Origin of the sequence: Streptomyces sp. NBC_01142 (assembly GCF_026341125.1) — a bacterium.
In the GTDB taxonomy this organism is placed as follows: domain Bacteria; phylum Actinomycetota; class Actinomycetes; order Streptomycetales; family Streptomycetaceae; genus Streptomyces.
This window is the reverse complement of record NZ_JAPEOR010000002.1, coordinates 3469805-3495344: the sequence shown is the minus strand read 5'-3', so window position 1 is coordinate 3495344 and position 25540 is coordinate 3469805. Positions and strand designations below refer to the sequence as shown.

General features: G+C 71.8%; 20 protein-coding genes. 8 read left to right on the top strand and 12 right to left on the bottom strand.

What is annotated here, in order from left to right:
• Window positions 1–2: 2 nt before the first annotated feature.
• The 4 genes from OG883_RS33580 to OG883_RS33565 form a co-directional block, all read right to left on the bottom strand.
• The gene (locus tag OG883_RS33580; RefSeq protein ID WP_266548901.1) at window positions 3–743 is read right to left on the bottom strand and encodes a hypothetical protein; all 741 of its coding nucleotides are present in this window, start codon (window positions 741–743) and stop codon (window positions 3–5) included.
• A gap of 127 nt (window positions 744–870) precedes the next feature.
• A complete protein-coding gene (locus OG883_RS33575) occupies window positions 871–1530 on the bottom strand; it encodes a DUF5063 domain-containing protein (RefSeq protein ID WP_266548899.1) in 660 nt (219 codons plus the stop codon).
• The gene (recR, locus tag OG883_RS33570; protein ID WP_266548897.1) at window positions 1523–2122 is read right to left on the bottom strand and encodes a recombination mediator RecR; all 600 of its coding nucleotides are present in this window, start codon (window positions 2120–2122) and stop codon (window positions 1523–1525) included. The genes OG883_RS33575 and recR overlap by 8 nt, the downstream gene beginning before the upstream one ends.
• 55 nt (window positions 2123–2177) lie before the next feature.
• Window positions 2178–2513 carry a YbaB/EbfC family nucleoid-associated protein gene (locus OG883_RS33565; protein ID WP_266549692.1) on the bottom strand — a complete coding sequence of 112 codons (336 nt, stop codon included), beginning with the start codon at window positions 2511–2513 and terminating at the stop codon, window positions 2178–2180.
• A gap of 287 nt (window positions 2514–2800) precedes the next feature.
• Here OG883_RS33565 and OG883_RS33560 point away from each other — a divergent pair, with 287 nt between their 5' ends.
• Window positions 2801–3547 (top strand): SLATT domain-containing protein, encoded by a 747-nt coding sequence (locus OG883_RS33560; protein WP_266548895.1) that lies wholly within the window; start codon window positions 2801–2803, stop codon window positions 3545–3547.
• Window positions 3548–3715: 168 nt separating this feature from the next.
• Here OG883_RS33560 and OG883_RS33555 read toward each other — a convergent pair whose 3' ends face one another.
• The 4 genes from OG883_RS33555 to OG883_RS33540 form a co-directional block, all read right to left on the bottom strand.
• On the bottom strand, window positions 3716–4687 hold the full coding sequence (locus OG883_RS33555) for a class I SAM-dependent methyltransferase (RefSeq protein WP_266548893.1): 972 nt from the start codon (window positions 4685–4687) through the stop codon (window positions 3716–3718).
• Between the two features lie 189 nt (window positions 4688–4876).
• Window positions 4877–5527, bottom strand: coding sequence for a hypothetical protein (locus OG883_RS33550; protein WP_266548891.1), 651 nt, complete (start codon window positions 5525–5527; stop codon window positions 4877–4879).
• A gap of 90 nt (window positions 5528–5617) precedes the next feature.
• On the bottom strand, window positions 5618–8164 hold the full coding sequence (locus OG883_RS33545) for a dolichyl-phosphate beta-glucosyltransferase (protein ID WP_266548889.1): 2547 nt from the start codon (window positions 8162–8164) through the stop codon (window positions 5618–5620).
• A 2-nt stretch (window positions 8165–8166) separates the two neighbouring features.
• Complete coding sequence (locus OG883_RS33540; protein ID WP_266548887.1) at window positions 8167–8847, bottom strand: GntR family transcriptional regulator; 681 nt, start codon at window positions 8845–8847, stop codon at window positions 8167–8169.
• A 93-nt stretch (window positions 8848–8940) separates the two neighbouring features.
• Between OG883_RS33540 and OG883_RS33535 the strand changes: the two genes are divergently transcribed.
• The gene (locus OG883_RS33535; protein ID WP_266548886.1) at window positions 8941–9378 is read left to right on the top strand and encodes a hypothetical protein; all 438 of its coding nucleotides are present in this window, start codon (window positions 8941–8943) and stop codon (window positions 9376–9378) included.
• 3 nt (window positions 9379–9381) lie between these two features.
• On the opposite strand, the gene OG883_RS33530 is transcribed toward OG883_RS33535, so the two are convergent.
• Window positions 9382–10881 (bottom strand): glycosyltransferase family 39 protein, encoded by a 1500-nt coding sequence (locus tag OG883_RS33530; protein ID WP_266548885.1) that lies wholly within the window; start codon window positions 10879–10881, stop codon window positions 9382–9384.
• A 91-nt stretch (window positions 10882–10972) separates the two neighbouring features.
• On the opposite strand from OG883_RS33530, the gene OG883_RS33525 reads away from it, so the two are divergent.
• Window positions 10973–14665: a hypothetical protein gene (locus tag OG883_RS33525; RefSeq protein ID WP_266548884.1), complete on the top strand. Its 3693-nt coding sequence runs from the start codon at window positions 10973–10975 to the stop codon at window positions 14663–14665.
• On the opposite strand, the gene OG883_RS33520 is transcribed toward OG883_RS33525, so the two are convergent.
• On the bottom strand, window positions 14655–15662 hold the full coding sequence (locus OG883_RS33520; protein ID WP_266548883.1) for a GlxA family transcriptional regulator: 1008 nt from the start codon (window positions 15660–15662) through the stop codon (window positions 14655–14657). The genes OG883_RS33525 and OG883_RS33520 overlap by 11 nt on opposite strands.
• A 117-nt stretch (window positions 15663–15779) precedes the next feature.
• Between OG883_RS33520 and OG883_RS33515 the strand changes: the two genes are divergently transcribed.
• Complete coding sequence (locus OG883_RS33515; protein WP_266548881.1) at window positions 15780–16715, top strand: NADP-dependent oxidoreductase; 936 nt, start codon at window positions 15780–15782, stop codon at window positions 16713–16715.
• Between the two features lie 160 nt (window positions 16716–16875).
• On the opposite strand, the gene OG883_RS33510 is transcribed toward OG883_RS33515, so the two are convergent.
• Window positions 16876–18231 (bottom strand): aspartate aminotransferase family protein, encoded by a 1356-nt coding sequence (locus tag OG883_RS33510; protein WP_266548879.1) that lies wholly within the window; start codon window positions 18229–18231, stop codon window positions 16876–16878.
• 167 nt (window positions 18232–18398) lie between these two features.
• Here OG883_RS33510 and OG883_RS33505 point away from each other — a divergent pair, with 167 nt between their 5' ends.
• The 4 genes from OG883_RS33505 (at window position 18399) to OG883_RS33490 (ending at window position 24970) form a co-directional block, all read left to right on the top strand.
• Window positions 18399–23099 (top strand): RHS repeat-associated core domain-containing protein, encoded by a 4701-nt coding sequence (locus tag OG883_RS33505; protein WP_266548876.1) that lies wholly within the window; start codon window positions 18399–18401, stop codon window positions 23097–23099.
• A gap of 8 nt (window positions 23100–23107) precedes the next feature.
• The gene (locus OG883_RS33500; protein ID WP_266548873.1) at window positions 23108–23641 is read left to right on the top strand and encodes a HEAT repeat domain-containing protein; all 534 of its coding nucleotides are present in this window, start codon (window positions 23108–23110) and stop codon (window positions 23639–23641) included.
• Window positions 23642–23894: 253 nt separating this feature from the next.
• Window positions 23895–24488 (top strand): type 1 glutamine amidotransferase family protein, encoded by a 594-nt coding sequence (locus OG883_RS33495; RefSeq protein WP_266548870.1) that lies wholly within the window; start codon window positions 23895–23897, stop codon window positions 24486–24488.
• Complete coding sequence (locus OG883_RS33490) at window positions 24485–24970, top strand: MarR family winged helix-turn-helix transcriptional regulator (protein ID WP_266548868.1); 486 nt, start codon at window positions 24485–24487, stop codon at window positions 24968–24970. Before OG883_RS33495 ends, OG883_RS33490 begins: the two co-directional genes overlap by 4 nt.
• Here OG883_RS33490 and OG883_RS33485 read toward each other — a convergent pair.
• A complete protein-coding gene (locus tag OG883_RS33485) occupies window positions 24924–25424 on the bottom strand; it encodes a VOC family protein (protein WP_266548866.1) in 501 nt (166 codons plus the stop codon). The genes OG883_RS33490 and OG883_RS33485 overlap by 47 nt on opposite strands.
• Between the last annotated feature and the right edge of the window lie 116 nt (window positions 25425–25540).

The window sequence follows — 25540 nt, the reverse complement described above, 5'->3', positions numbered from 1 at the left end:
ACTCAGCGCGCGGTGACCATCAGCGACGTACGCGCCGGGACGCCCCGCCCGTCGCTCGCGCTCTCCGGCGCCGCGGTGTCGACCAGGCGGATCATCAACGGCATGGAGCCTTCCGCACCGGCCGATCCGGCCCGGATGCGGTAACGCTCGGTCCGGGGCACGTCCTTGGCCAGTGGGGTGCCGCCGCTGAACAGATAGTGCGGCTGGACGTCATTGGCGACCCGCAGCTCGACCGCACGCCAGGCGCCGGTGACCGGGTCGCGGCGTTCCAGTACGAAGCCGTTCTGCGGCGGGGTGGCACCCCCGGCCGACTCCATCATCTCCATCTGGAAGACGACGAGCAGTGCGCTGTACGCCCGGGTGTTGCCGTTGCGGACGGCGACCGTGAATTCCTGGGCGGCGCCGCCGCGGACCAGGTCCACCCGGCCACCCGCAGCGGTCGAGGCATGCATCGACAGGACGGTCGGCTTCGGCTGAGGCTTGGGCTGCGGCCTGGGCTGCGCCGGACGCGCCGCCGGTGCGGCGGACGTCCGGGAGGGTGCTGCGGACGACGGCGTGGCCTTCGACGGCGAAGCCACGGGGGACGCGGACGCCGGCGGGGCGGCCGTGGGCGAGAGGGAGACGGAGGGCGTGGCGCTGCCCCCGTCGGATGTCCGGACCTCGTCCGGCGAGCACCCGGCCACCAGCAGACCGGCCGTCACCGCCGCGAGCCCCGCCACCCTGCGTATCCAGCCATGTCTCACTGCGACCGCTCCCCGGCTCTGTCCCGACAGTGGCCGGAAAGTAGCAGTGCGGCGAGGACGACCAGGACACGCGGATGTCCCGGTTCCGCTACAGGGAGGCGGCTCCCAGGCCTCAGGCTCCCAGGCTTCAGGTGACCGTACGCAGACCGAGCGGGCCCGCGATCTCCTCCACCATGACCCTGCCGGCCTCCTCCGCCAGCGCGTCCTCGGCGAGGTCCTCGTCCGTGTCCAGGCCGTCCAGCTCCTGCAGGGGCTGGTCGAGGCGTACGTGGGCGACCAGGGACTGCAGGGCGCGCAGCGTCGCGGAGGCCGTAGGGCCCCAGTTGGAGAAGTAGGAGAACTGCCACCACCACAGCGCCTCGCTGGTGCGGCCCGCCCGGTAGTGGGCCAGGCCGTGGCGCAGGTCGGTGACGATGTCCGCGAGGTTGTCGGAGATCCGGGAGGCGACCGGCAGCTTGCGCGGCTCGTACGGGTCGAAGACCTCGGAGAAGATGTCCACCGGGTCGAGCAGCACGGCGAACCGCTCACGCAGATCGTCGACATCCAGGTCCGGACCGGTGTCCGGTTCGTACCGCTCGTCCGGGATGATGTCCTCGTGCGCGCCCAGCCGACCCCCGGTGAGCAGGAGTTGGGAGATCTCCAGGAGCAGGAACGGCACCGCACTGTCGGGCTCGTCGCCCTTCGCGACTTCCGTGGTCGCCACGATGAAGGACTCGATCGAGTCGGCGATCTGGACGGCGAAACTGTCCGGATCCTGGTTCACGGCGTGCAGGTTGGCGTCAGACATCGAGAAGTCGTCTCCCCTCGAAGGCACGCCCGAGCGTGACCTCGTCGGCGTATTCCAAGTCTCCCCCCACGGGCAGACCGCTGGCCAGCCGGGTGACTTTGAGTCCCATCGGCTTGACCATACGTGCCAGGTACGTGGCGGTGGCCTCGCCCTCCAGGTTGGGGTCCGTGGCCAGGATGAGCTCGGTGATCGTCCCGTCCGCGAGACGGGCCAGCAGCTCGCGAATCCGCAGGTCGTCGGGGCCGACGCCCTCGATGGGGCTGATGGCCCCGCCGAGCACGTGGTAGCGGCCCCGGAACTCCCGGGTCCGCTCGACCGCCACGACGTCCTTCGGTTCCTCCACCACGCAGATGACCGAATGGTCACGGCGCGGGTCACGGCAGATACCGCACTGCTCCTGCTGCGCGACATTGCCGCACACCGCGCAGAAGCGGACCTTGTCCTTCACCTCGAGAAGGGCGTGCGCGAGGCGGCGGACGTCGGTGGGCTCGGCCTGGAGGATGTGGAAGGCGATCCGCTGCGCGCTCTTGGGACCGACGCCGGGCAGCCTGCCCAGTTCGTCGATGAGGTCCTGAACCACGCCTTCGTACAACGGAAACGCCTTTCTTCAATTACCTGGTACGTACGGTAGTTGGTACGCCGCGCCGTTAGAAGGGCAGGCCCGGCATGCCGCCCAGACCCTGGGCGAGCGGGCCGAGCTTCTCCTGCTGCAACTGCTGCGCGTTCTCGTTCGCGGCCTGAACGGCGGCGACGACGAGGTCCGCGAGGGTCTCGGTGTCGTCCGGGTCCACTGCCTTGGGGTCGATGACGAGTCCGCGCAGCTCGCCGGAGCCGGTGACGGTGGCCCTCACGAGGCCGCCGCCCGACTGGCCTTCGACCTCGGTCTGCGCCAGCTCCTCCTGGGCCTGTGCGAGATCCTGCTGCATCTTCTGGGCCTGCTGGAGGAGCTGCTGCATATTGGGCTGGCCACCACCGGGAATCACGGTCACTCCTGGCATTTCGACGACGATTGTTCGGTATGCCGAGCCTACGTGGTCACCGGGCGCCGTGCCCCACCCTGTGGTGACAACTCTTTCGAGTGAAATGGGCGGAGCTCCGCTTACCTGATCAAGACCCCCGTGCGGGCGGAAATACCGGGATTTCCGGCGCGGCAGCCCACCATTCGGCGGTAGGAAGGGCATGCGCATCAGGACACGCACGCGCACCGTACGTCACGCATTGTCACGTCACGCACCTTGTCGAGAGAGCTTGAGCGCAGAGGAGTGCCCCGGTGAGCCAGCCGGAGATGCAGCCCGGGGGGCCGGCCCGGGAGGAGGGCGGCGAGGCGCCGCTCGGTGACCTGGCCGGGCGGCCGTTTCCGCTCGGCGACTGGGGGGAGCCGGCGGAGCGCCTCGACGAGCTGTACAGGTGGGTCGAGGCGGGGGCGCTGCGCACGGCCGAGTGGTACCTGGCGGACCGGGTCCGCAAGCGGCGCTGTGCGTGGGTGCTGCGGGTGGGGACGGCCCTGGGGGTACTCGCCGGGGTCACGCTGCCCTTCCTCGATCTGACGGGCGTGGCGGAGGGTGCCGCGGGGTGGGGGTATCTGTCCCTGCTGCTGGGGGCGGCGTGCCTGGCGTGCGACCGCTACTTCGGACTGACCTCGGGCTGGATGAGGAGCGTCGCGACGGCGCAGGCGGTACAGCGCAGGCTGCTGGCGCTGCAGTTCGACTGGGCGTCGGAGAGTGTGCGGGAGGTGCTGGGCCCGACGGACGGCACGGCGAGCGAGGCGACGGAGCGGTGCCTGGGGGTGCTGCGGCGGTTCTCGGAGGACGTCACGGAGCTGGTGCGGTCGGAGACCGCGGACTGGATGGTGGAGTTCCGCTCGGGGCCGGTGCCGCTGGTGACGCAGTCGCTGGGGGCGGGGGCGGGGGTGACGGCGGCGGCGCGGACGGAAGGGCACCCGTCGGGGCGGATGCCGCTGCCTCCGGGTACGCGCCCGAACATGCCGCGCCAGCGGCCGCCGGAGCCGCCGCGCTGAGGGAGCGTTCCCCACCCCGCCCCTTCCCGGAACCGGGGTGCCTCCGGGGCACCTGGCGGGGGTGGGCAGGAAGGGAACGTGGGGGCTGACGCCCCCACCCCTCAGCGCCGGCTTCGCGGCGCGCAGGCGCCCGGGGGCAGGGGCGGGGTGGCCGGCGTGGCGGGGGGGTCAGCGGGGGCTGCGGGAGGTGAGGGCCCTGGTGACGATCGGGGGGAGCAGGTCCTTTGCCAGGCGGCGGGTGAGCGAAGAGCGGCGGCGGGGCTTCGCGGCGGGGCCGGGCGTCGTCACCGCGGGCGGCTCCGGGGTCGGGTCGGGCTTCGGGGCGGGCTTCGGCTCCGGCTGGTGGCGGGATTGCGGGTGAGCCGGGACACCCGCCTTGTTGCCCTTGATGCGGATCAGCGGCAGGCCCGCGACCTCCTCCACTCCGTGCCACATGTCCGTACGCGTCTGCAGCCAGGCCAGCAGCGCCTCGCGCACCTGCGTCGGGTCGCCCCACGTGCCGTACAGCTTCGTACCCGTGATGCAGATCGGCTTCAGGCCGGTCGTCGCCACCGCTCCCCACACCGCCGCCGAGACCCCCGGGCAGTGCTCGGCGCGGAAGTCGTCGAAGGACACGATGCCCTCGGGCATCAGCAACTCCTTCGCCGCCGCGATATCGCCGTGCACGTGCTCGTACAGGTGCGATGCGTCGACGTGGACGAAGCGGCAGCTCCGCGGGCGGACCCGGGAGGTGATCACCGAGGTCGGGGCCTGCACGAGCGTGGGCAGCTCGTCGTGGAACGACAGATAGTTCGCCTCGAACGCCCGCCGCGTCAGCGTCGAGTAAGACCGGTCCATCTCCGCGCTGTTGGGGTCGTCCGGCGCCTCCGAGTCCCAGAGATCGCAGACCGTGAACTCCTCTCCCTCCCGCAGATACCCGCCCGTGAAGATCGCGCTCTTGCCCAGATACGCACCGAGCTCGAGCAGATCCCCCCGGCCGTCCGGATCCGTGTCCCGCTGATAGCTCAGGAACCAGTCGAAGAGCAGTTGGTCGGCGGGCCAGAACCAGCCCTTCACGTCCGCGAAACTCGTCGGCCGGGCGAGCGATTCCCCCGCGGTCGTCGCCGCGGGGGACTGTGCCGAGGTACTCGTCTGTGCCATGCACCGGTCCTACAGCGCCGAGGTGTCGCGGAGTTTAAGGACACGCATTGCGCGGGTGAGCTTCAGCCGAAGCCGGGCAGAGAATCCACCCCGCGGAAGCAGCGCGGCAGCCCCGCGGCAGCAAGGCAGAAGCCCCGACGCAAGCCATGCCCGAGCCATGCCCGAGCCGGACCCGAGCACCGCGGAAGTTCAGCTGAAAATGATCATGGATCCCTGGCCCAGGCTGCGCGTCGCCGCCGCATGCAGCCCCAGCCACACATACCTCTCCCGTGCGAACGGGCTCTCGTCGTAGGGAATCGGGCCGGCCGGCTCCTCCAGCGACGTGGGCCGCTCGGGCGGCTGCGGAGCCTCCGGCGGGTTCGCCGGGTCGATGCCGATCGACGGCGCGACGTACTCCAGTTCGCGCAGCAGACCCTGCGTGGAGCCCAAGGGTCCGCCGCCCGACAGCAGTTCGTCGTTGGACAGCGGCGATGCAAAGTCCACGGGGACGTACGCCCCCGCGTGGTCGTAGTGCCAGACCAGATGCGAGCTCTGCGCCGTCGGCTCGAACATCTCCAGCAACTGCTCGTAGTCACCGCCCAGTTCGTCGACCGGCGTCACCGCCAGACCGCACAGCTGGAGCAGATACGCACGGCGCAGGAAGTGCAGCGCGTCGTAGTCGAAGCCTGCTACCGGCGCCACATCGCCCGACAGGCCCGGCATATAGGCGAAGACCGGGACCGTGGGCAGACTGGCGTCGGTCAGGGCCTTGTCGTAGGACGCGATCTCTTCGGCGAAGGGATTGTCGGGGCTGTGACACAGCACATCGACGAGGGGGACCAGCCACAGGTCACAGGCCAAGGGAAGGCTCGCTCTCCAAGGGGTTCTTACGCATTCGTGCGATGGTCGGGACAGCGTAGTGCCACCCGTTCGTTCAGCGAAGAGTGCCGGTCAGCTCCGTACCCCTCCGCCGGTCGGCGCCGCGCCTCCCACGTCCCATACCCAGACGCCGCCCACTCGCTCCCCCGGCCGCCCGAGGAGTTTCTCCACCGTCTCGTACAGCGCCGCCTCGTTGTGCTGCGGCACCAGCACCACCACGCCCGCCTTCCATGCCTCCAGGTCGGCCCGTGCCTGCTTCTGCCAGCCGTCCGCGAGCACCGGGGCGCGTCCGCTGTTGCGGACGTCGTTGAGGAGGTTGGAGGTGTGGCGGGGCGTCGCGCCGTAGATTCCCATCCGCTCCGGTCCCCATGGGCCGTTGAAGTAGCCGCCGGCAACGGAGAAGCCGAGCCCGGTGGCCGACTGCCAGTACAGGGCCTCCGCACTGCCGGGGTGGGGCAGCGGCACGGTGACGACCGATTCGTCCTCAAAGACGTACGCGCGGTACATCCCCTCAGTGAAGAACGCCGGGATCTCGGCGCGCTCCCGCACCGGGTACGGCGTCGGCAGCACCGGCAGCAGCGCCGCCGCCACCGCGGCCAGGCCGGCCACCCGGTGCACGCGCTCCCGCGTGACCAGCAGCCGGTCGGCCGCCAGCGCGACCAGGACGCCGAGCACCGGCGCGCAGATCATCGCCACCCGCGACTCGATGACCGACTCGAAGAGCGGCTGGTGCGCCAGCGCCCGCCACGGGCCGGGCAGGACGATGTCCGTGTACGGGATACGGAACGTGGGCCCGAGGGACAGGAACGCCGCCACGACCGCCGTGAACGCCAGCGCCTTGACCAGCGCGAGCCGCCACAGCCGCACCACGATCGCCACGGCGAGGGCGATCAGCGGCCAGCCGTAGAAGGCGTTCTGCTCGGTGCGGTTCATCGCGAGCGGGTCGGCACCCTCGTCGGAGCCCATCAACGAGCGGCCCGCGAACTGGAGGAAGGCGAGCAGGCTGTTGCCCGCGTTGTCGCCGTGCAGCACGCTCGTGTAGCTCTGCGGGCCGAAGAACTGCCAGGCCAGCGGGAAGGCGACCAGCGGCAGACAGACCACGGCTGCGATGCCGAGCCCGCGCAGCAGGGGCCGCCATGCGGCGCGTGCCACATCGCGGCGCACCAGCGCGTACGAGAGGGCGAAGAGCAGCATGCCCATCACCGCGAGCAGCAGCGCCTCCTCGCCGAGGAAGATCTGGTACGTCGCGAACAGGCCGAGCAGCACCCCGTCGCGTACGACGTTGTTGCGGCCCCCGGCCCCGGCCCCGCCCCCGCGCCCGGTCCCGCCCTCGCGATTGCCCTCGCTCCCGCCCTCGCCCTCGCACAGCCGCAGCGCCCGGTCCACGATCAGCGGAATCATGAACAGGACGAGGAAGTTGGGGTGCGCGTTGCCGTGCGAGATCATCGGCGGCGCGAACGCGGCGAGCGCTCCGCCGAGCGCGGCCGCCCACCGGTTGCGGACCAGCCGCCGCGCGATCAGCCAGTACCAGGCTGCGGCGGTCGCGGCCAGACCGAGCGTGAGCACGAGCGCCCAGGTGACGGTCGGCCCGAGGAGCAGGGTCACCGGTGTGAAGGGGACGGAGAGCCCGAGCATGACGGTGTTCGCCATCAGGTTCACGCCCTCGGGATGCCCCTGCAGAGTCGTGAACAGCGGATTCCGCAGATGCGCGACATTGTCGGCGGTGACCGCGAAGAACCACTCCCACTGGTTCTGGTCCGACCCCGCGTCGGCGAGATAGCCGCGGTCGAGGTCCGCCCACAGGTCTTTGTAGAGCAGTACGGAGGCGACGAGGAAGAGGCCCAGGACGGCGAGGTCCGCACGCCGTACGGCACGCGCCTTCAGTCTCACCAGTTCCAGCAGCACCCTGCCGTAGTCCAGCGGTCTGACCTTCGAGCCCGCCTGGTGCGACCAGCGCACCGGGACCTCGGTCACGGGCCAGCCCTCCCGCCGGAAGAACCGCAGTATCTCGACGTCGATGCCCCATCCGTCGAGCCGCGAGTCGGCGAAGGCGGCGCGCGCCCTGTCGCCGTCGAAGAGCTTGAAGCCGCACTGGGTGTCATGGATGCCGGGAACGGCGACGGCCCGTATGAGTCGGTTGCCCATCCGGCCGAGCCATTCGCGCATCCGGCGCTGGTGCACCTCGATACGGGAGTCGGGGTGCGCGCGCGAGCCGATCGCCGCCGCGCTGTCCTCCGCGGCGAGCTGCTTGTCGAGGCGGTCGAGTTCCTCGATGGGCGTCGCGAGGTCGGCGTCGGTGACCAGGACGCGCCGGCCGTAGGAGGCGAGCACGCCCAGCCGCAGGGCGCTGCCCTTGCCGCGGTTGCCGTCGCCGGAGATCAGGTGGATGCGCGGCTCCTCTGCCGCGGCCTCCCGGGCGATCTTCGCGGTGGCGTCGGTGGAGCCGTCGTCGACGACGATCAGCTCCCAGCTGCCCCAGCGGCCCGGTTCCGCGCGCAGGTGTGCGCAGATGGCGTCCAGCGTGGGACGCAGCCGCGCCTCCTCGTTGTACGCCGGGACGACGACGCTCAGGTCCACGGCCACGCTCAGGTCCCCGCTCACGGTCGCGGTCTCGCTCACGGTCACTGCTCCAGCCGATCCGCCCAGGCGAGCGCATGGTCGTTGTACGCACGGATCACCGCGCGCACGGCCTCCTCGTCGCCGCGGGTGACGGCGTCCACGAGCTCCTCGTGACCGCTCCACAGCCACTCGGACAGCTCGGCGTCGCCGCGCAGATACGGGACCGCGAAGACCCAGACCTGGACGCGCAGCCGGTACACGAAGTCGGAGATGTAGCGGTTGGCGACGAGCGAGCTCAGCTCGCGCCAGAAGCGCAGGTCGTAGCCGATGAGGATGTCCAGATCACCGCCGCGGGCGGCCCGGGCGGCCTCCTCGGCCCGGCGGCGTACGGACACCAGCGCCTTGCCGTGCAGCCGGCTGGGACCGCGCTCGGCAACGTGCTTGAAGACGCCGTCCCCGATCAGCGAACGCGCCTCGATCATGTCGCGGTAGTCGTCGAGCGAGAACTGGTGGACCTTGAAGCCGCGGTGCTGGTCGGAGTCGAGCAGCCCCTGGGCGGAGAGGTCGACGAGAGCTTCCCGGACGGGGGTCGCGGAGACGCCGTACTGCTCGGCGATCTGCTTCACGGTGAACTCCTGGCCCGGCTTCAAACGTCCGGCCAGCACCTCGTCACGCAGCGCGTCGGCGATCTGCTGACGCAGGGTGTTGCGGGTGACAGCGCTGTTGCTGCCGGTGCCGCGCATCGTGGCCTTCTCCTTCGCCGGGGGGTCCCGGACACGATAGGCCAGGGCACCGGCGTTTCCACGGCCGGTACGGTGGCGGGCAGGGAGGCCGACGTGGGGGACGTGTTCGAGGTGGCCACCGGCGACGGGCCGCCGACCGCGGCCGACGGACCCGGCCGGGTCGCCGAGGTGCGGACGGCGTTCGACGGCCTGCTCCAGATCCGCCGGGTGACGAACACCGCACCCGCGGCCTGGGAGCTCCACCAGATGGTGCGGGCGGTTGCGCTGGCCCTGGAGGCCGCGGGCATCCCGCCCTCCGCCCTGGACGCATCCGGTGCCAGGACGACGACGGGCTTCCGGGTCCGCACATCCGACCGCGCGGACATGGTCTGCGTGGACTGGCTGGGCCCGGCAGGCAGCGGCGCGGCCCAGGAGGAGGAACAGCGGCTCACCCGGTGCGCGGCAGTGCTGGGCGAACTGGGCTGGGAGGCGCTGCTGTACCGCGGCCCGCGCCGCCGCCGCTTCCTCGAGGTGGAACCCGCGCCGCGGTGAGGGTCAGGGTGTGCGACACCCGCCTGCGCCGATCCGCCCGCCGATCCGCCCGTCGATCTGTACATACAGCGTGATCCGCGCCTGCCCGACCGTCCTGCTGCCGCACTCCCGGAAGTGCGTACGCAGCACCTCCCGCTTCACCACCTCCGGCTCGACCGCGTCCAGCGGCTGGCCCACCAGGTCCTGTACCACCACGATGCGCCCGCTCGCCCGCATCCGGGCACGGATGTCGTCGGGCGCGGCCTCGGTGCCGAACAGTGTGCCGGAGGCGCGGGGCGAGCGCTCCAGCGAGAGATCGGTGAGCCCGCGGAAGGCGTCCGGGTGGACCAGCGTCCACACCCGCCGCCGGCTGGGCGTGAAGAGCAGGCCGTCGCCGGGCCGGGACGCTTCCTGTACGGCGAGGGCGACCGCCCCCACGTTGCTCTTGCGGCTCTCCGGGGAGCGCAGCTGCGGCCCGTGGACGACCAGGGTGAGCAGCACCGCCGCCGCTGCCGACAGCGCGAGCGTCCGGGACCAGTAGTGGTCGAGCACCGCGCCCAGCAGGAGCGCGAGCCCGATGACGTACGGCAGCACATAGCGGTCGACGAAGAGCGGGTGCACATACGAGACCGCCATCAACAGGCCCATGGGCAGCACCAGGAGAGGCAGGGCGACGGCACGGACCCGCGCACCCGCCGGGGTGCGGGCGCAGGCCCGGCCCAGCAGCGCGAGGGCGGCGAAGGCGGCCACCTCGGACACGCCCGGCGCGCCGATCCAGTCGACCTGCGCGGCCTGCGTGGTGCTGAAGACGGCGAGCGGGGCGAGACCCACGGCCACACAGAGGGCGGCCACGGCCCACGGCCGCATCTCCGTACGCAGGACGGGCACCCTCTTCGTGCGCAGGACGGGCACGGACTCCGCACGCAGGACAGTCACGCCGTGCGCGAGCAGCGCCAGCACCGCGAACTCGTGCAGCAGACAGGCGAACAGCATCACGACCGCGTACGCCGCCCACCACCGCTTCAGCAGCAGCCACGTCCCCCAGGTGACCAGCGCGCACACCAGGGCATACGAACGGCCCTCCTGCGCGTACCGCTGCACCGTCGGCAGCAGCGCCAGGACGAGTCCGGCCAGCAGCCCGGCCCGCGGTCCCGCCAGCCGTCGGCCGATCAGCGCGACTCCGGCCGCCGTCGCGCACATCGCCAGGACGGACGGCAGCCGCAGCGCCACCAACCCGCCGTCCCAGAGGGCGAACACGGTGTGCATGAGGAGGTAGTACAGGCCGTGCACGGCGTCGATGGAGCCGAGCGTCCGCCAGATCTCGGGCACGGTGCGGTGCGCGATCTCGTACGTCACCGCCTCGTCGCCCCACAGGGTGTCCTCGCGGCCGATCCCCCACAGCCCGAGAGCCAGCATCAGGGCCGCGGGTGCGAGAGCGACCGTACGCGTACGGAGCGCCAACCGCCGTACAGGCGGGGCGGCTTCGGAGCGTGGGGCAGCGAGCCTCTGAACCGTGTCGATCATGCGGCGAGTCCACCGGCCGGCTCATTGATGGGCAGGCCCCCTGCGCCACACCAATCAATTACGCTCCAGGTCGGGGGAACGGAGACACGGGATGGGGCGCCGCGAGAAGCCGTTGGACCCGGCCGCCGGGCCGGTGCAGCGTTTCGCCCACGACCTGCGCGAACTCCGCCGCGAGGCGGGCACCCCCACCTATCGGGCAATGGCCCGGCACTCCGCCTACTCCGCGCCGACCCTCTCCTCGGCCGCCGCCGGTGAACGCCTGCCGTCGCTGCCCGTCGCCCTCGCCTACGCGGCCGCGTGCGACGGCGACCCCGACCGCTGGGAGAAACGCTGGCGCGAGGCGGTCGCCGAAGCCGCCGAGGAGCCCGTCGCGAGCGACGAAGAAGCGACCGCCCCCTATCCCGGCCTCGCCCGGTACGGCCCCGAGGACCGCGACCACTTCTTCGGCCGCGAACAGCTCGTCGCCGATCTTCTCGATCTGACCCGGCGGCGCAGCTTCGCGGCGGTCGTCGGCGCGTCCGGCAGCGGTAAGTCCTCGCTGCTTCGGGCGGGTCTTGTCCCGGCGCTGCGGGACGAGTCCGCGCAGGACGGCCCGCGCCCGGACGTGATCCGCATCCTCACACCGGGACCGCACCCCGCCCGTACGCATGCCGCGCTGCTCACGGAAGGCGCGCTGGTCCTGGTCGACCAGTTCGAGGAGATCTTCACCCTCTGCCACGACACGGCCGAACGATCGGCCTTCATCGGTCTGTTGCTGGGCTCGGGCGCACGCGTCGTCATCGCCGTACGCGCGGACTTCTACGGCCGGTGCGCCGAACATCCCGCGCTGGCCCAGGCCCTGAAGGACTCCGCCCTGCTCGTCGGGCCCATGACACCGGCGCAACTGCGGGAGGCGGTCGTCGGGCCCGCCACCGTGCAGCGGCTGATCGTGGAGCGCACCCTGACCGCCCGGATGGTCGCCGATGCCGCGGACGAGCCGGGCGGGCTGCCGCTGATGTCGCACGCTCTGCTGGAGATCTGGCGCAGACGGCGCGGCCGGACGCTCACCGAGAGCGCGTACGAGGCGATCGGCGGCCTGCAGGGCGCGATCGCGCACACGGCGGAGGAGGTCTTTGCGGACCTGTCGGAGGGGGAGGCGCGAGCGGCCCGGTCCCTGCTGCTGCGGCTGATCTCCCCCGGTGACGGCACCCAGGACACCCGCCGCCCGGCCGCCCGGGACGAGCTGGTCACCTCGGAGCAGGCCGGGAGGGTGCTGGAGCGGCTGGTTCGGGCCCGGCTGCTGACCGTCGACGACAGCGCCGTGAACCTCGCGCACGAGGCGCTGATCACCGGTTGGCCGCGGCTGAACGGCTGGATCGAGGAGGACCGCGACCGGCTGCGGCTGCACCGCCGGCTGACGGAGGCGGCGGCGAGGTGGGAGGAGCTGGGCCGGGACGCGGGAGCGCTGTACCGGGGCGGCCAGCTGGCGTCTGCGCGGGCGGCATTCACGGGGACGGGGATCGGAGCGGGGACGGAGACCGGCACGGGCGCGGAGACCGGCACGGGCGCGGGGGGCCTCCTGACCGTGTCCGAGCGGGAGTTCCTGACCGCCTCCCTCTGTGCGCATCAGCGCGAGACGCGCGCCGCCGCCCGCACCACCCGTCGGCTGCGCGCCCTTACCGTGACCCTCTCCGTACTGCTCTGCCTCGCCGCCGTCGCCGGGCTGACCGCCTGGCAGCAGAGCCGGGTCAGCGACCGCCGGGCCACCGAGGCGGAGGCGCGCCGGATCGCCGGCGTCGCGGACACGATGCGGCACTCCGACCCCAGGACCGCGATGCAGCTGGGCGTGGCCGCCTGGCGGATCGCCGATCTCCCCGAGACGCGGGAGGCCCTGTTCGCCGCGGCCGCCCAGCGTGAACTGGACACCTTCACCCCGCCGTTGTCCGAGTTCATGCCGGAGGACAACGGCGTCTGGCGGCGGCTGAGCCAGGACGGCCGCACCCTGACGGTGGTCGGCCCGGACCGTACGCACCGCTGGGACGTCACGACGCGCCGCAAGCTCCCCGCGTACGCGGGCCTGGGCCGCCACGCCGCGCACATCGTGGCCGTCAGCCCCGACACCCGTACCGTCGCCGTCCGGACCTCGCGCGGCGTACGGCTGTGGGATCTGGCCACCGGACGGCTGACCGGCCCGGCGTTCGGGCCGCCGGGGGACGAGTCCGACGGCTGGTTCACCCCGGGCGGGCGCATCTTCGCCGTGCACCGCCACGGAGCCTCGCTCCGGCTGTGGGACACGCGCCGGGGCCGTACGCTCCTCGACACCGGCCGCGCACGGCAGGAGATCCGCAGGCTCGAAGTCGGCGCGGACGACCGGCTGCTGGCCTTCTGCGCGGACCACGAGCCGCTCCAGGTGTGGGACGTACGCGCACGCCGCAGGCTGCCCACCCCGTGGGCCACGCAAGCCAAGGTCTGCGAGTCGGAGGAGAACCAATTCACGCCCGACGGCCGGTCGCTGGCGGTCGACACCGCGGCCGGGGTGCGTATCTGGGACGTACGGTCGGGCAGGGAACGCCCCCGCATCCCCACCTCCGACTTGTCGGACACCGTGTTCAGCGCGGACGGCGCCCATGTCGCGACCCTCACGGAGAAGGAGATCCGGCTCTGGCGGACCGCCGATCCGTCGTCGCCGGTGCTCCGTCTTCCCATCACCGGCGTGGGGCTGCACGATCTGCGGCTGGACATGGCGGGCGGGAACGGCGGGGTCCTGCGGTACCAGGACAGCCAACAGACCGGCCGTACGATGCGGACCGTCGCGCTCGACGCCGCGGCTCTGGGACCACCGCGCCAACAGCCGTTCGCCGCAGCCAGGTTCGGCCCGGACGGCAGCACGCTCGCCACCGCCGCCCGGCAGAAGGTCGAGCTGCGGGACGGTGACAGCGGCCGGCTGCGGACGGCCTTCGGCGGACCGGACTGCGAGCGGTCCTGCACGACCCTGATGGCCTTCAGCCAGGACGGCCGGACCTTCGCCCATCTCAACGCCTCGGCCGCCGTCACCGTACGCACCGTCGCAGCGTCCTCGAAGGTCTCGACTCTCCCGCCACGCCCCGGTGTCGACGGTCTCGCGCTCGGCCCCGACGGCCGGACGGCCGCCGTGTCGTCGGCCCTCGCCATCGACGCCCTGCCCCTCGGCGGACGCACCTGGTCCATCCTGCGCCGCGACCGGAACGGCGCGCTCGTGGCGACGGCACCCGACGGCCGGCTGCTCACCGAGCACCGTCGGCTGATCGACCCCGGGACGGGCCGGGCGACGCGTGTGATGCGTGGCGAGGACCGGGCCCTGGCGGTGGCGTTCAGTCCCGATGGGCGCCACCTCGCCATGAGCGACTCCGCCGGCCGCACCACCCTCTGGGACGGCACGGGCAAAAAGCGTCTCGCGGTGCTGACGCCCGCGGTGTCGGACGCCCCTGAGCGCGACGACTGGCGGGTACCGGCGCTCGCGTTCTCGGCGGACGGCCGCACCGTCGCCGTCGGCGACGCGGACGGCGCGCTGCGGCTGTGGGACACCGCGTCCCCGCGCTCCCAGGGCTCGCCCCTGCCGCCCGCGGACGGCCCGGTGCTGGCCCTGGCCTTCGGCGACGACGACTCCGAGCTGCGGGTGACGACCCCGCACACCGCGGTCCGCAGGTATCCGCTGGCCCCGGAGCGTACGGCCGAGGCGGTCTGCGTACGGGCGGGCGGCAGCGGCCTGTCCCGCGCGGCCTGGAAGACGTACCTCCCGACCGTGCCGTACCGCCCTACCTGCTGACCGCCACGGTTTCCTGCGCGCTGTCGACCGGCACGGTTTCCTGCGCGCGGAACGTCTGCCGGTATGCCATCGGCGACACCCCGATCGCCACCGCCATGTGCTGCCGCATCGACGCGGCCGTCCCGAACCCCGCCTCCCCCGCGACCCGGTCCACCGGCCAGTCCGTCGTCTCCAGCAGCCGGCGCGCATGCTCGACGCGCTGCTGGGTGAGCCACTGCCCGGGCGTCATCCCCACCTCGTCCCGAAAGCGCCGGGAGAACGTACGGACACTCATCCGCGCGTGCCCCGCCAACTCCCCGAGCGTGAGCGGACGCTGGAGCCGGCCGAGCGCCCAGGCGCGGGTCGCCGAGGTGGTCGCCGCCGACGGCTCGGGGACCGGGCGCTCGATGAACTGCGCCTGCCCGCCCTCCCGCCACGGCGGTACGACACACAGGCGCGCCACGCGGTTGGCGACCTCGCTGCCGTGGTCGCGGCGTACGAGATGGAGGCACAGGTCGACGCCCGCGGCGACGCCCGCCGCGGTGAGCACATCACCGTCGTCGACGAACAGCACGCCCGGATCGACCTTGACCTCGGGGAACATCCGCTGGAAGTCGGCGGCCTCGTTCCAGTGGGTGGTGGCCGGGCGGCCGTCGAGCAGTCCGGCGGAGGCGAGGACGTACGACGCGGTGCAGATCGACACGATGCGGGTCCGGCCGGGCCGCAGCAGGGCGAAGGCGTCGGCCAGCGGCTTCGGCAGCCACTCCCGGTCCTCGTCGTGACCGCAGGTGAAGGGCGGGATCACCACGGTGTCCGCCGTCGCGAGGACGTCGGCCGTGTGCTCCACGGTGACGGAGAAGTCGGCGCTCGTCCGGACGGGCCCGCCGTCGAGGCTGCAGGTGAGCACCTCGTAGAGCGGCTCGCCGCCGGGTCCCTCCGCGGTGCCGAAGATCCGTACCGGAATGCTCAGTTCAAAGGGATAGACGCCCGCAAGGGCGAGTACGACGACACGATGCATGGCCAGATCCTTGCACACATTGGCCATCTGGCCACTCGAAGGGCTCCGGCGGCTCCCGCAGGGTTGTCCGTAGACAGCAGCACCCCGCCTCACGGCAGCAACAGAGGAGCAGAGACCATGCGTGCCATCGGCCAGGACACCCTCGGCGGACCCGAAGTTCTGAAGATCGTCGAGATCGACCGTCCGGAGCCCGGCTTCGGCGAGGTCCTCGTCCGCGTCCACGCGGCCGGCGTCAACCCGACCGACTGGTGGCACCGTGCCACCGGTGGCCTGCTGGGCGACGGACCGGTCCCGCTCGGCTGGGACGTCTCCGGCGTCGTGGAGGCGGTCGGCCTGGGCGTGACCATGCACCGCCCCGGCGACGAGGTCTTCGGCATGCCGCGGCTGCCCCAGCCGGCCCGCGCGTACGCGGAGTTCATGACCTCCCCCGCCCGTCACCTCGCCCGCAAGCCGGCCGGTCTCACCCACGTACAGGCCGCGGCTCTCCCCATCGCCGCGCTCACCGCCTGGCAGTCCCTGGTCGACACCGCCGACGTACAGCCGGGTCAGCGGGTCCTCGTGCACGCCGCGGCGGGCGGCGTCGGCCACCTCGCCGTCCAGATCGCCAAGGCCCGCGGCGCGTACGTCATCGGCACCGCCAGCGCGTCCAAGCACGACTTCGTCCGCGGCCTGGGCGCGGACGAGGTCATCGACTACCGGCAGACCGACTTCGTCACGGCGGCCCGCGACATCGACGTCGTGCTCGATGCCATCGGCGGCGAATACGGCCCACGCTCGCTCAGGACACTGCGTCCCGGCGGCATCCTCGTCTCCATCGCCTCGCCGGAAGAGGACTACCTCGCGGAGACGGCCCGGGAGCAGGGCCTCCGCGGCGGGTTCACGATCGTCGAGCCCGACAACGGCAGCCTGAAGGAGATCGCCGCGCTGGTCGAGGCGGGGAAGCTGCGCGTCGAGATCGACACGGTGCTGCCGCTCGAGCAGGCGGCCAAGGCCCATGAGATCGGCGAGACGGGCCGCACGACCGGCAAGATCGTCCTCACGGTCGCCGGCTGACGGCCGACGGCCGAGCCATAGCCACGGCCACGGCCACGGCCACGCGGGAAACGCCGCACCCGGAGCCCGTACTTCCTGGACTCCGGGTGCGGCGCTTCGTGCAGCCCAGCTCACGGCTCAGCTCACGGCTCAGCTCACAGCTCGCTCAGCTCAGCCCGACTCAGACGGTGTGCTCGTCCGCGACCGACAGCGCCACATCCAGCGCCGCCAGCCCCTCCTTCGCCTCCGCCTCGGTGACATTGCAGGGCGGGACCGCGTGCGTGCGGTTCATGTTCACGAAGGGCCACAGGCCGTTCTTCTTGCACGCGGCGGCGAACGCGGCCATCGGGGCGTTCGCCTCGCCGCTCGCGTTGTACGGCACCAGCGGCTCGCGCGTCTCCCTGTTCCTGACCAGGTCCAGCGCCCAGAACACGCCGGTACCGCGCACCTCGCCCACGCTCGGGTGGCGCTCTGCGAGGTCGCGCAGGCCCGGGCCGAGGACCGTCTCGCCGATGTGGGCCGCGTGCTCGACGATCTTCTCGTCCTCCATCACCTTGATCGTGGCGACGGCGGCGGCGCAGGCCAGCGGGTGGCCGGAGTAGGTGAGTCCGCCGGGGTATGGGCGGGTCTCGAAGGTCGCGGCGATCTCCGCGGAGATCGCGACGCCGCCCAGCGGCACATACCCGGAGTTGACGCCCTTGGCGAAGGTCAGCAGGTCGGGCACGACACCGTAGTGGTCGGCGGCGAACCACCGGCCCGTACGTCCGAAGCCCGCCATCACCTCGTCCAGGACGAGGACGATGCCGTACCGGTCGCAGATCTCCCGTACGCCCGCGAGATAGCCGGGCGGCGGCGTCATGATCCCCGCGGTCCCGGGGATCGACTCGAGGATGATCGCGGCGATTGTGGCCGGACCCTCGAAGGCGATCGTGTCCTGAAGGTGCTGGAGCGCGCGGGCGCACTCCTCCTCCTCGGTCGCGGAGTAGAAGGGCGAGCGGTAGAGGAACGGCCCCCAGAAGTGGACGACGCCCGCGGTGCCGTTGTCGGAGGCCCAGCGGCGCGGGTCCCCGGTGACATTGACCGCGGTCGCGGTGCCGCCGTGGTACGAGCGGTAGGCGGAGAGCACCTTGGGGCGGCCCGTGTGCAGACGGGCCATCCGGATGGCGTTCTCGACGGCCTCGGCGCCGCCGTTGGTGAAGAAGATCTTGTCGAGATCGCCGGGGGTGCGCTCGGCGATGAGGCGTGCGGCCTCGGAGCGTGCCTCGACGGCGAAGGCGGGCGCGAAGGTCGTGAGTTTGGCGGCCTGCTCCTGGATCGCGGCGACGACCTTGGGGTGCTGGTACCCGATGTTGGTGTAGACGAGGCCGCTGGTGAAGTCGAGGTAGCGGTTCCCGTCGTAGTCCCAGAAGTACGAACCCTCGGCACCGGCAACGGCGAGCGGGTCGATCAGGCCCTGGGCGGACCAGGAGTGGAACACGTGCGCGCGGTCTGCGGCCTTCACGGCCGCGCCGGCCTGGGGATCGGCTTGAGGGGTCATGCGGGCAAGCGTAGGGATGTGCAGGTGGGGGCGGACATGGCCACCTTGTATGGCCTCTGCCACTTTCATGGGCATGGTGTCGGGTCCGAGGGCGGGTGGCTTCGGCAGGGGCCTGCGCTACTAACCTGACCCCTTTGAATGCACCATTCCGCAACGGGGGTCGGAACATGGCAGTGACAGTGCCGGACTGGGCAGACACGATGCTGGACCTGATCGGCGTGGCGTGGCCCAACGTCGATGAGGACGCGTACCGCGACATGGCGGACGCTTTGAGGGAGTTCGCGGACGACCTCGAGGACGACGGCCAGCTGGCCAACAATCATGTGCAGCGTTTGCTGTCGTCGGGGCACGGCGAGGCGATAGTGGCGCTGAACGGCCACTGGAACAAGGTCAAGGACAAGCACCTCAAGGACATCTCGGGAGCGGCGCGGACGATCGCGGGGGCGCTGGACACGGCGGCCGGTGCGATCGAGGCGATGAAGCTGGCCGCGGTCGTCCAGCTGGGGTATCTGGCTGCCGAGGCCGGTATCTCGATGGCGTTGATCCCGGTGACCGGTGGTCTGTCCGCGCTGATCGGCGCGGGGGCGATGCGGGCCACGCAGGAGGTCGTGAAGCGGCTGATCAAGGAGTGCATGGAGGAGGTCGTCGCCTACATCGTCGAGGCGATGACCGAGCCGGCCGTCGCGGCGCTGGAGAACATGGCGGCCGATCTGGTGGTGCAGCTCGGCTCCGCGGCGCTCGGCCTGCAGAGCGGCGTGGACCTCAACCAGGTCGGCCAGTCCGGCAAGGACGGTTTCAAGGAAGGCGTCGGCAGTGCGAAGGACGCCATGCATCTGGCCTCGGCCGGAGGCGGGGGCGGGGGCGGCGGTGGCGGTGGGGCCGGCAAGGCGGGTGACGGCTTCCACATCGAGCACGACGAGCACGACCGCGCCGGCACCAAGCTGAACCTCGTCAGTGTCGGTCTGCACGGCAAGACGACCGGGAAGCTCACCAAGGCCAAGTCCCACCACGGCCGCACCCGCGGCAAGGACGACATCGCCCAGGCCCTCGACCCCGTGGTGGACAAGGTCATCGGCGCCCTGGGCAAGGCGACCAAGGAGTTCGGCGACCACCTCGGCACGGGTCTGCCCAAGGCCGTCAAGCAGATCTCCGTCGACCACAAGAACACCGACCTCGACATCAAGGCCCGCCTGGCCAAGCAGCGCAAGGACGACGGCAAGGACGGCAAGGGCCGCGGCAAGGACTCCGGCAACGGCCCGCACAAGGGCCCGGACGGCCTGTCGGGCGCCAAGAACAACACCCGCGTCAACAGCGTCGAGCTCGACAAGACGACCTGCAAGGGCGACCCGGTGGACGTGGCCACCGGCGAGGTGCTGCTGACACAGACGGATCTCCAGCTGCCGGGCACCCTGCCGTGGTCTTTGCAGCGCACCCATCTGTCGAACTACCGCTACGGCCAGTGGTTCGGCCGCAGCTGGGCCTCCACCCTCGACGAGCGCATCGAACTCGACCTGGCCGGCGGCGCGGTATGGGCCCGCGAGGACGGCTCCCTGCTCGTCTACCCCGCGCTGCCCGCCGCGGACCGGCCGCAGATCTCCCCCGTGGACGGCCCCGACCTCCCCCTCGTACGGGACGGATCGGACGACAGGGAGCTGGAGTTCACGGTCACCGATCCCCGCACCCGGCTGACCCGCCGCTTCTCTCCGGCACACCCCCACGACACCCTGCGCTACTGGCTGTGGGCCGTGGAGGACCGGAACGGCAACCGGGTCGAGATCGTCCGCGGGGCGGACGGCATGCCCCTCTCCGTGGTCCACTCCGGCGGTTACGAGGTGACGCTCGACGGCGACCGCGCCGCCGGCCGCCTCACCGGTGTCTCTCTGCGCACCCCGGACGGTTCTGTGCGGGTGATGTCGTACGGCCACGACCGGGCGGGCAACCTCGCCGCGGTCACCAACTCCTCCGGCCTGCCGCTGCGTTTCGCGTACGACGACGAGACCCGCCTCGTCTCCTGGACCGACCGCAACGACTCCACGTACCGGTACACGTACGACACCGAGGGCCGTGCCGTGCGGACGGTCGGCCCGGACGGCTGCCTGACGGCCGAGTTCCGTTACGACACCGAGGCGCGCCGCACCCACTACACCGACTCCACAGGCGCCACGACCGTCTTCCAGCTCAACGACCGGTACCAGGTCGTCGCCGAGACCGATCCGCACGGTCACACCGTCCACCGCACATGGGACCGCCGGGACAATCCGCTCTCCCGCACCGACGCCCTCGGCCGCACGGTCCAGGTCTCGTACGACGCCGAGGGCCTCCCGGTCGCGATCACCCGCGAGGACGGGCTGGTCTCCACGATCAGGTACGACGCGCTCGGGCTGCCCGTCGAGCTCACCGCGACCGACGGCGCCACCTGGCGGCAGCGCTTCGACGAGAGCGGCCGCCGTCTCTCGCTCACCGACCCGTCCGGCGCCACCACGCGCTACACGCACGACGCGTCGGGCCGCCTCACCGGGGTGACCGACGCCCTGGGCAGCACCACCCGTGTCCGCTGCGACCGGGCCGGTCTCCCCGTCGAGTTCACCGATCCGCTGGGGGCCGTCACCCGCTTCGAACGGGACGCGTTCGGCCGCCCGGTCACCATCACCGACCCGCTCGGCGGCACCACCCGGCTCACCTGGTCGCCGGAGGACAAGGTGCTGCGCCGGGTGGCCCCGGACGGCGGCGAGGAGACCTGGACGTACGACGGCGAGGGCAACTGCACCCGGCACACCGACGCAGCCGGCGGCACCACGCAGTTCGAGTACACGCACTTCGACCTGATGGCGGCCAGGACGGGCCCTGACGGCGCACGGTACGAATTCGCCCACGACACCGAGCTGCGGCTGACCGAGGTCACCAATCCCCAGGGCCTGAGCTGGAGTTACGTCTACGACGCGGTGGGCGACCTGGTCTGCGAGACCGACTTCGACGACCGCGCGCTCAGCTACGCGTACGACCCGACGGGCAGGCTCGCCGCCCGTACCAACGCCGCCGGCGAGACCATCCGTTTCGAGCGCGATGCCCAGGGGCGTGTCCTGCGCAAGGATGCGGCGGGCGCACTCACGACGTACGCGTACGACCCGGCGGGCCGCCTCGTCGGCGCCAACGGTCCCGATTCCACGGCCACATGGGAGCACGACGTACTGGGGCGGGTCGTCGCCGAGACAGTGGACGGCCGCACCCTCAGCCACCGCTACGACACGCTGGGGCGGCGCACCCACCGCACCACACCGACGGGCGGCGTCTCCACGTTCGCGTACGACACCGCGGGCAACCGCACCCGGCTGTCCTCCTGCGGCCACTCGATCGCCTTCGAGCACGACGCGGCGGGCCGTGAACTGACGCGCCACATCGGCGAGAACCTCACGCTCGCCCACACCTTCGACGCGGCAGGCCGGCTCACCGGCCAGCAGCTGACCCGCGACGACCGCACCCTGCGCCACCGCGCGTACACCTTCCGCGCCGACGGCCTGCTCTCCCGGGTGGACGACGAGCGCTCCGGGTCCCGCCGCTTCGACCTCGACGCCGCCGGGCGCGTCACCGCCGTGCAGGCCCAGGGCTGGACCGAGAACTACGCGTACGACGAGGCCGGGAACCAGACGGCCGCCGAGTGGCCCGCCGCCCATGCGGCGACCAGTGCCACAGGCCCGCGCGAGTACTCCGGCACCCGCGTCAGCAGCGCGGGATCCGTCCGTTACGCGTACGACGCGGCCGGCCGCACCGTCGTACGCCGTGCCAAGCGGTTGTCGGGCGGCTTCGACACCTGGCACTACACCTGGGACGCCGAGGACCGGCTGACGGCCGTCACCGTCCCCGACGGCAGTATCTGGCGCTACCACTACGACCCGCTCGGCCGCCGCACCTCCAAGCGGCGTCTGGACGCCGACGGCGGGACCCTGGAGCAGGTGGACTTCACCTGGGACGGGACGACTCTGTGCGAGCAGACGACCCGGGCGGCCGGGCTCCGGCATCCGGTCAGCCTCACCTGGGACCACGACGGACTGCGCCCCGTCGCCCAGACCGAGCGGATACTCGCGGCCGGCCCGGCCGCCGACGCGCCGCAGGAGGAGATCGACCGGCGGTTCTTCGCGATCGTCACCGATCTCGCCGGGGCTCCCACCGAACTCGTCGACGAGGACGGCGAGATAGCCTGGCGCGCCCGCAGCACCATCTGGGGCACCACCACCTGGCCGCGGGGCACCACCACGTACACGCCCCTGCGCTTCCCCGGCCAGTACTACGACCCCGAGACCGGGCTCCACTACAACTACTTCCGCCACTACGACCCGGCCACCGCGCGCTACCTCAGTCCCGATCCGCTCGGGCTGGCCGCGGCGCCCAATCCCGTCGCCTACGTCCACAACCCGCTCACCTGGACCGACCCGCTGGGCCTGGCGCCGTACGAGGTCTTCTACCGGGTGATGTCCGCCAAGGAGTACAACGGCCTCGGCCCGAAGGGCGAGATCACTCCGCGCGGCGAGAACTTCGTGACGCAGGAGAAGGAGTACGTGACCGGGATCGCGGAGCGGTTCACGCGCCGCGGCGGCCGCAACGCCCAGAAGTACACGCACTTCGTGCGCTACGAGATGGAGCCGGGCACCCGGGACGCGCTGATCGCGAACGGGCGGGGCTCCGGCGGCAACAAGGACACGATCAAGGAGGAGTTCGGCATCGACCTGGAGGAGATCGGCGACAGCGACAAGTTCGTGCACGTCAAGCTGGAGCGCGACGGGCTGAACTTCGGGCTGCGCGCCGACTCCGCCGACGTCTTCAACTCGCGCATCAAGAACATGAGCTTCAAGCCCCTCCCCCTGGACGAGTGATCAGCACCATGACGAACAACGCAATCGCCCGCGTCGACGACCTCCTCAAGGGTGGATACGTCGGCAAGAAGAAAGCCGCCGCCGTCGCCGAGGCCGTGCCGGAGGCGGCGTCACCGGCCGTCCTCGACTGGCTGCGCACGCTGGCCGCCGCCGGCGAGTGGGCACGTTTCGGCAGGTTCGCGGGCCTCGCGGCCGAGCTGCACCCCGAGGGCCTCGCCGAGGTCCTCGTCCCGGCGATCGAGTCGGGGGAGGCCGGGGCGGTCCTGGAGGATCTCGTCGACATCGCGGGCCAGATCGGGGCGCCCGAGGCCGTCCCGGCCCTGTCCCGGGTGATCGACACCCACCGTGAGCCGGACGCGCCCTACTTCCCGCTGTGCATCAAGGCCATCCAGTCCCTGAGCGAGATCGGCACCCCCGAGGCGGAGGCGGTCCTGCGCACGGTGGCGACGGGTGACGGTCCCGCCCCGCTGCGCTGGCACGCGGCGGAGGAGCTGGGCATCGAGGAGGAGCTCGGATACGACGAGGACGAGATGTTGTCCTGACCCCGTCGGGCTCGCCCGCCCGCCCGGCGGGGCGGGCGGGCGAGCCCGACGCGCGAAGTCCGCTTCTGCGCGCGAAGTCCGCCTCGGTGCACGGGGGCGCTCGATGCACGGGCGGACCGTGCACGGGGGCTCGACGCACGGGTGGTCCGACGCACGGGTGGTCCGCCGGCGCACGGCCGAACGTTGACAGCACACTGTCGTCATGACAGTCTTCTGTCATCGAGCTGAGGCAGTTCGCGCCAAGGAGGGCACCATGACCCGCAAGACCGTTCATCTGGCCGTGTACGACACCTTCGCCGACTGGGAGACGGGCCACACCACCGCCCACCTCACCCAGCACGGCTTCACCGTGAAGACGGTCGGACCGACCACCGACCCCGTCACCACCATGGGCGGTGTCCGTGTCCAGCCCGACCTGGCACTGGCCGATCTGAGCCCCGAGGACAGCGCCCTGCTCATCCTCACCGGCGCCCACCTCTGGGACACCGGCGACGACCTCGCCCCCTTCGGCGCCAAGGCACGCGCCTTCCTCGACGCCGGAGTCCCGGTCGCCGCCATCTGCGGCGCCACCGCCGGGCTGGCCCGCGAGGGCGTGCTGGACGAGCGCGCCCACACCAGCGCGGTCTCCTTCTACCTGGACGCCACCGGCTACAAGGGCGGCGAGCACTACCGCGACGCGGACGCCGTCACCGACGGCGACCTGATCACCGCCGGCCCGACCGAGCCGGTCGCCTTCGCCCGCGAGGTCTTTGCACGGCTCGGGGTCTACGAGGGCGAGAAGCTGGATGCCTGGTACCGGCTCTTCCACGACTCCGACGCCTCCGCATACGAGATCCTCGAAGCATGAGGCCGGAAAACCACCCGCAGGAGCTGCTCACCCGGACGGCGCTCGGCGTCTTCCGGCTGAACGGCCAGTTTCTCTCCGTGTCCGACGACCTGGCGAGAGAGGCGGGGCTGACGGCGGCCCGGTGGCAGGTTCTCGGCGCCGTGGTCCGCGAGCCCCGGACCGTCGCCGGGATCGCCCGCGCGATGGGGATCACCCGCCAGAGCGTGCAGCGCATCGCCGACCTCCTGGCCGGGCAGGGGCTCGCGGAGTACGGCCCCAACCCGGCTCACCGCCGGGCCAAGCTGCTCCACGCCACCGACGAGGGGCGCGCGGCGATCGGGAAGATCGACCCCGGTCACGCGTGGCTGGCGGGCCGCCTCGAATCCGCTCTCGGCACCGAGCAGTTCGCCGAGACGGCAAGGGTGCTGGAGCAGCTGTCCGAGGCCCTGGACAGCATCAGCGAGGAGAGCCCGGAGACCCCGGGAAGAAGTCCGCGCCCGTGACGTAGTCCATCGCCTCGGTGAACACCGGGTCGCCGAGGCGGCGTTCCATCTCCTCCTCGCTCACATCCTCGATGTGCGTCTGGATCCAGTAGAGGTTGCCGAAGGGGTCGCGCACGCGCCCCACCCGGTCCCCGAAGAAGAGATGCGTCACCTCGGTCACCGATGTGCCGCCGGCCTCCACCGCCCGCCGGTGGACGGCGTCCGCGTCCTCCACGTACAGCCGGAGGAACGCGGGCGTCGGCGGCCAGTCGGCGCTCGACGCGTCGAACATCATGACCACCGCGTCCCCGATCCGTACCTCCGCGTGTCCGATCCGCCCGTCCCCGCCGGTCACCCGGTGCAGCTCCACCGCCCCGAAGGCGGCCTTCAGAAAGTCGATGACGCCTGCCGTGTCCTGCGAAATGATCCACGGCGTGACGCTGGTGTAGCCCTCGGGAACCGGCTTGACGGCCATGACAGTCTCCTCGCATAGGGGGTCGCGTTCGTGAGACCGACCGTAGCCACCAACGAGGCCAGTTACTGACCTCATTGGCCCCTGCGCGGTCGCACTATCCTTCCTCCGTCGAACGT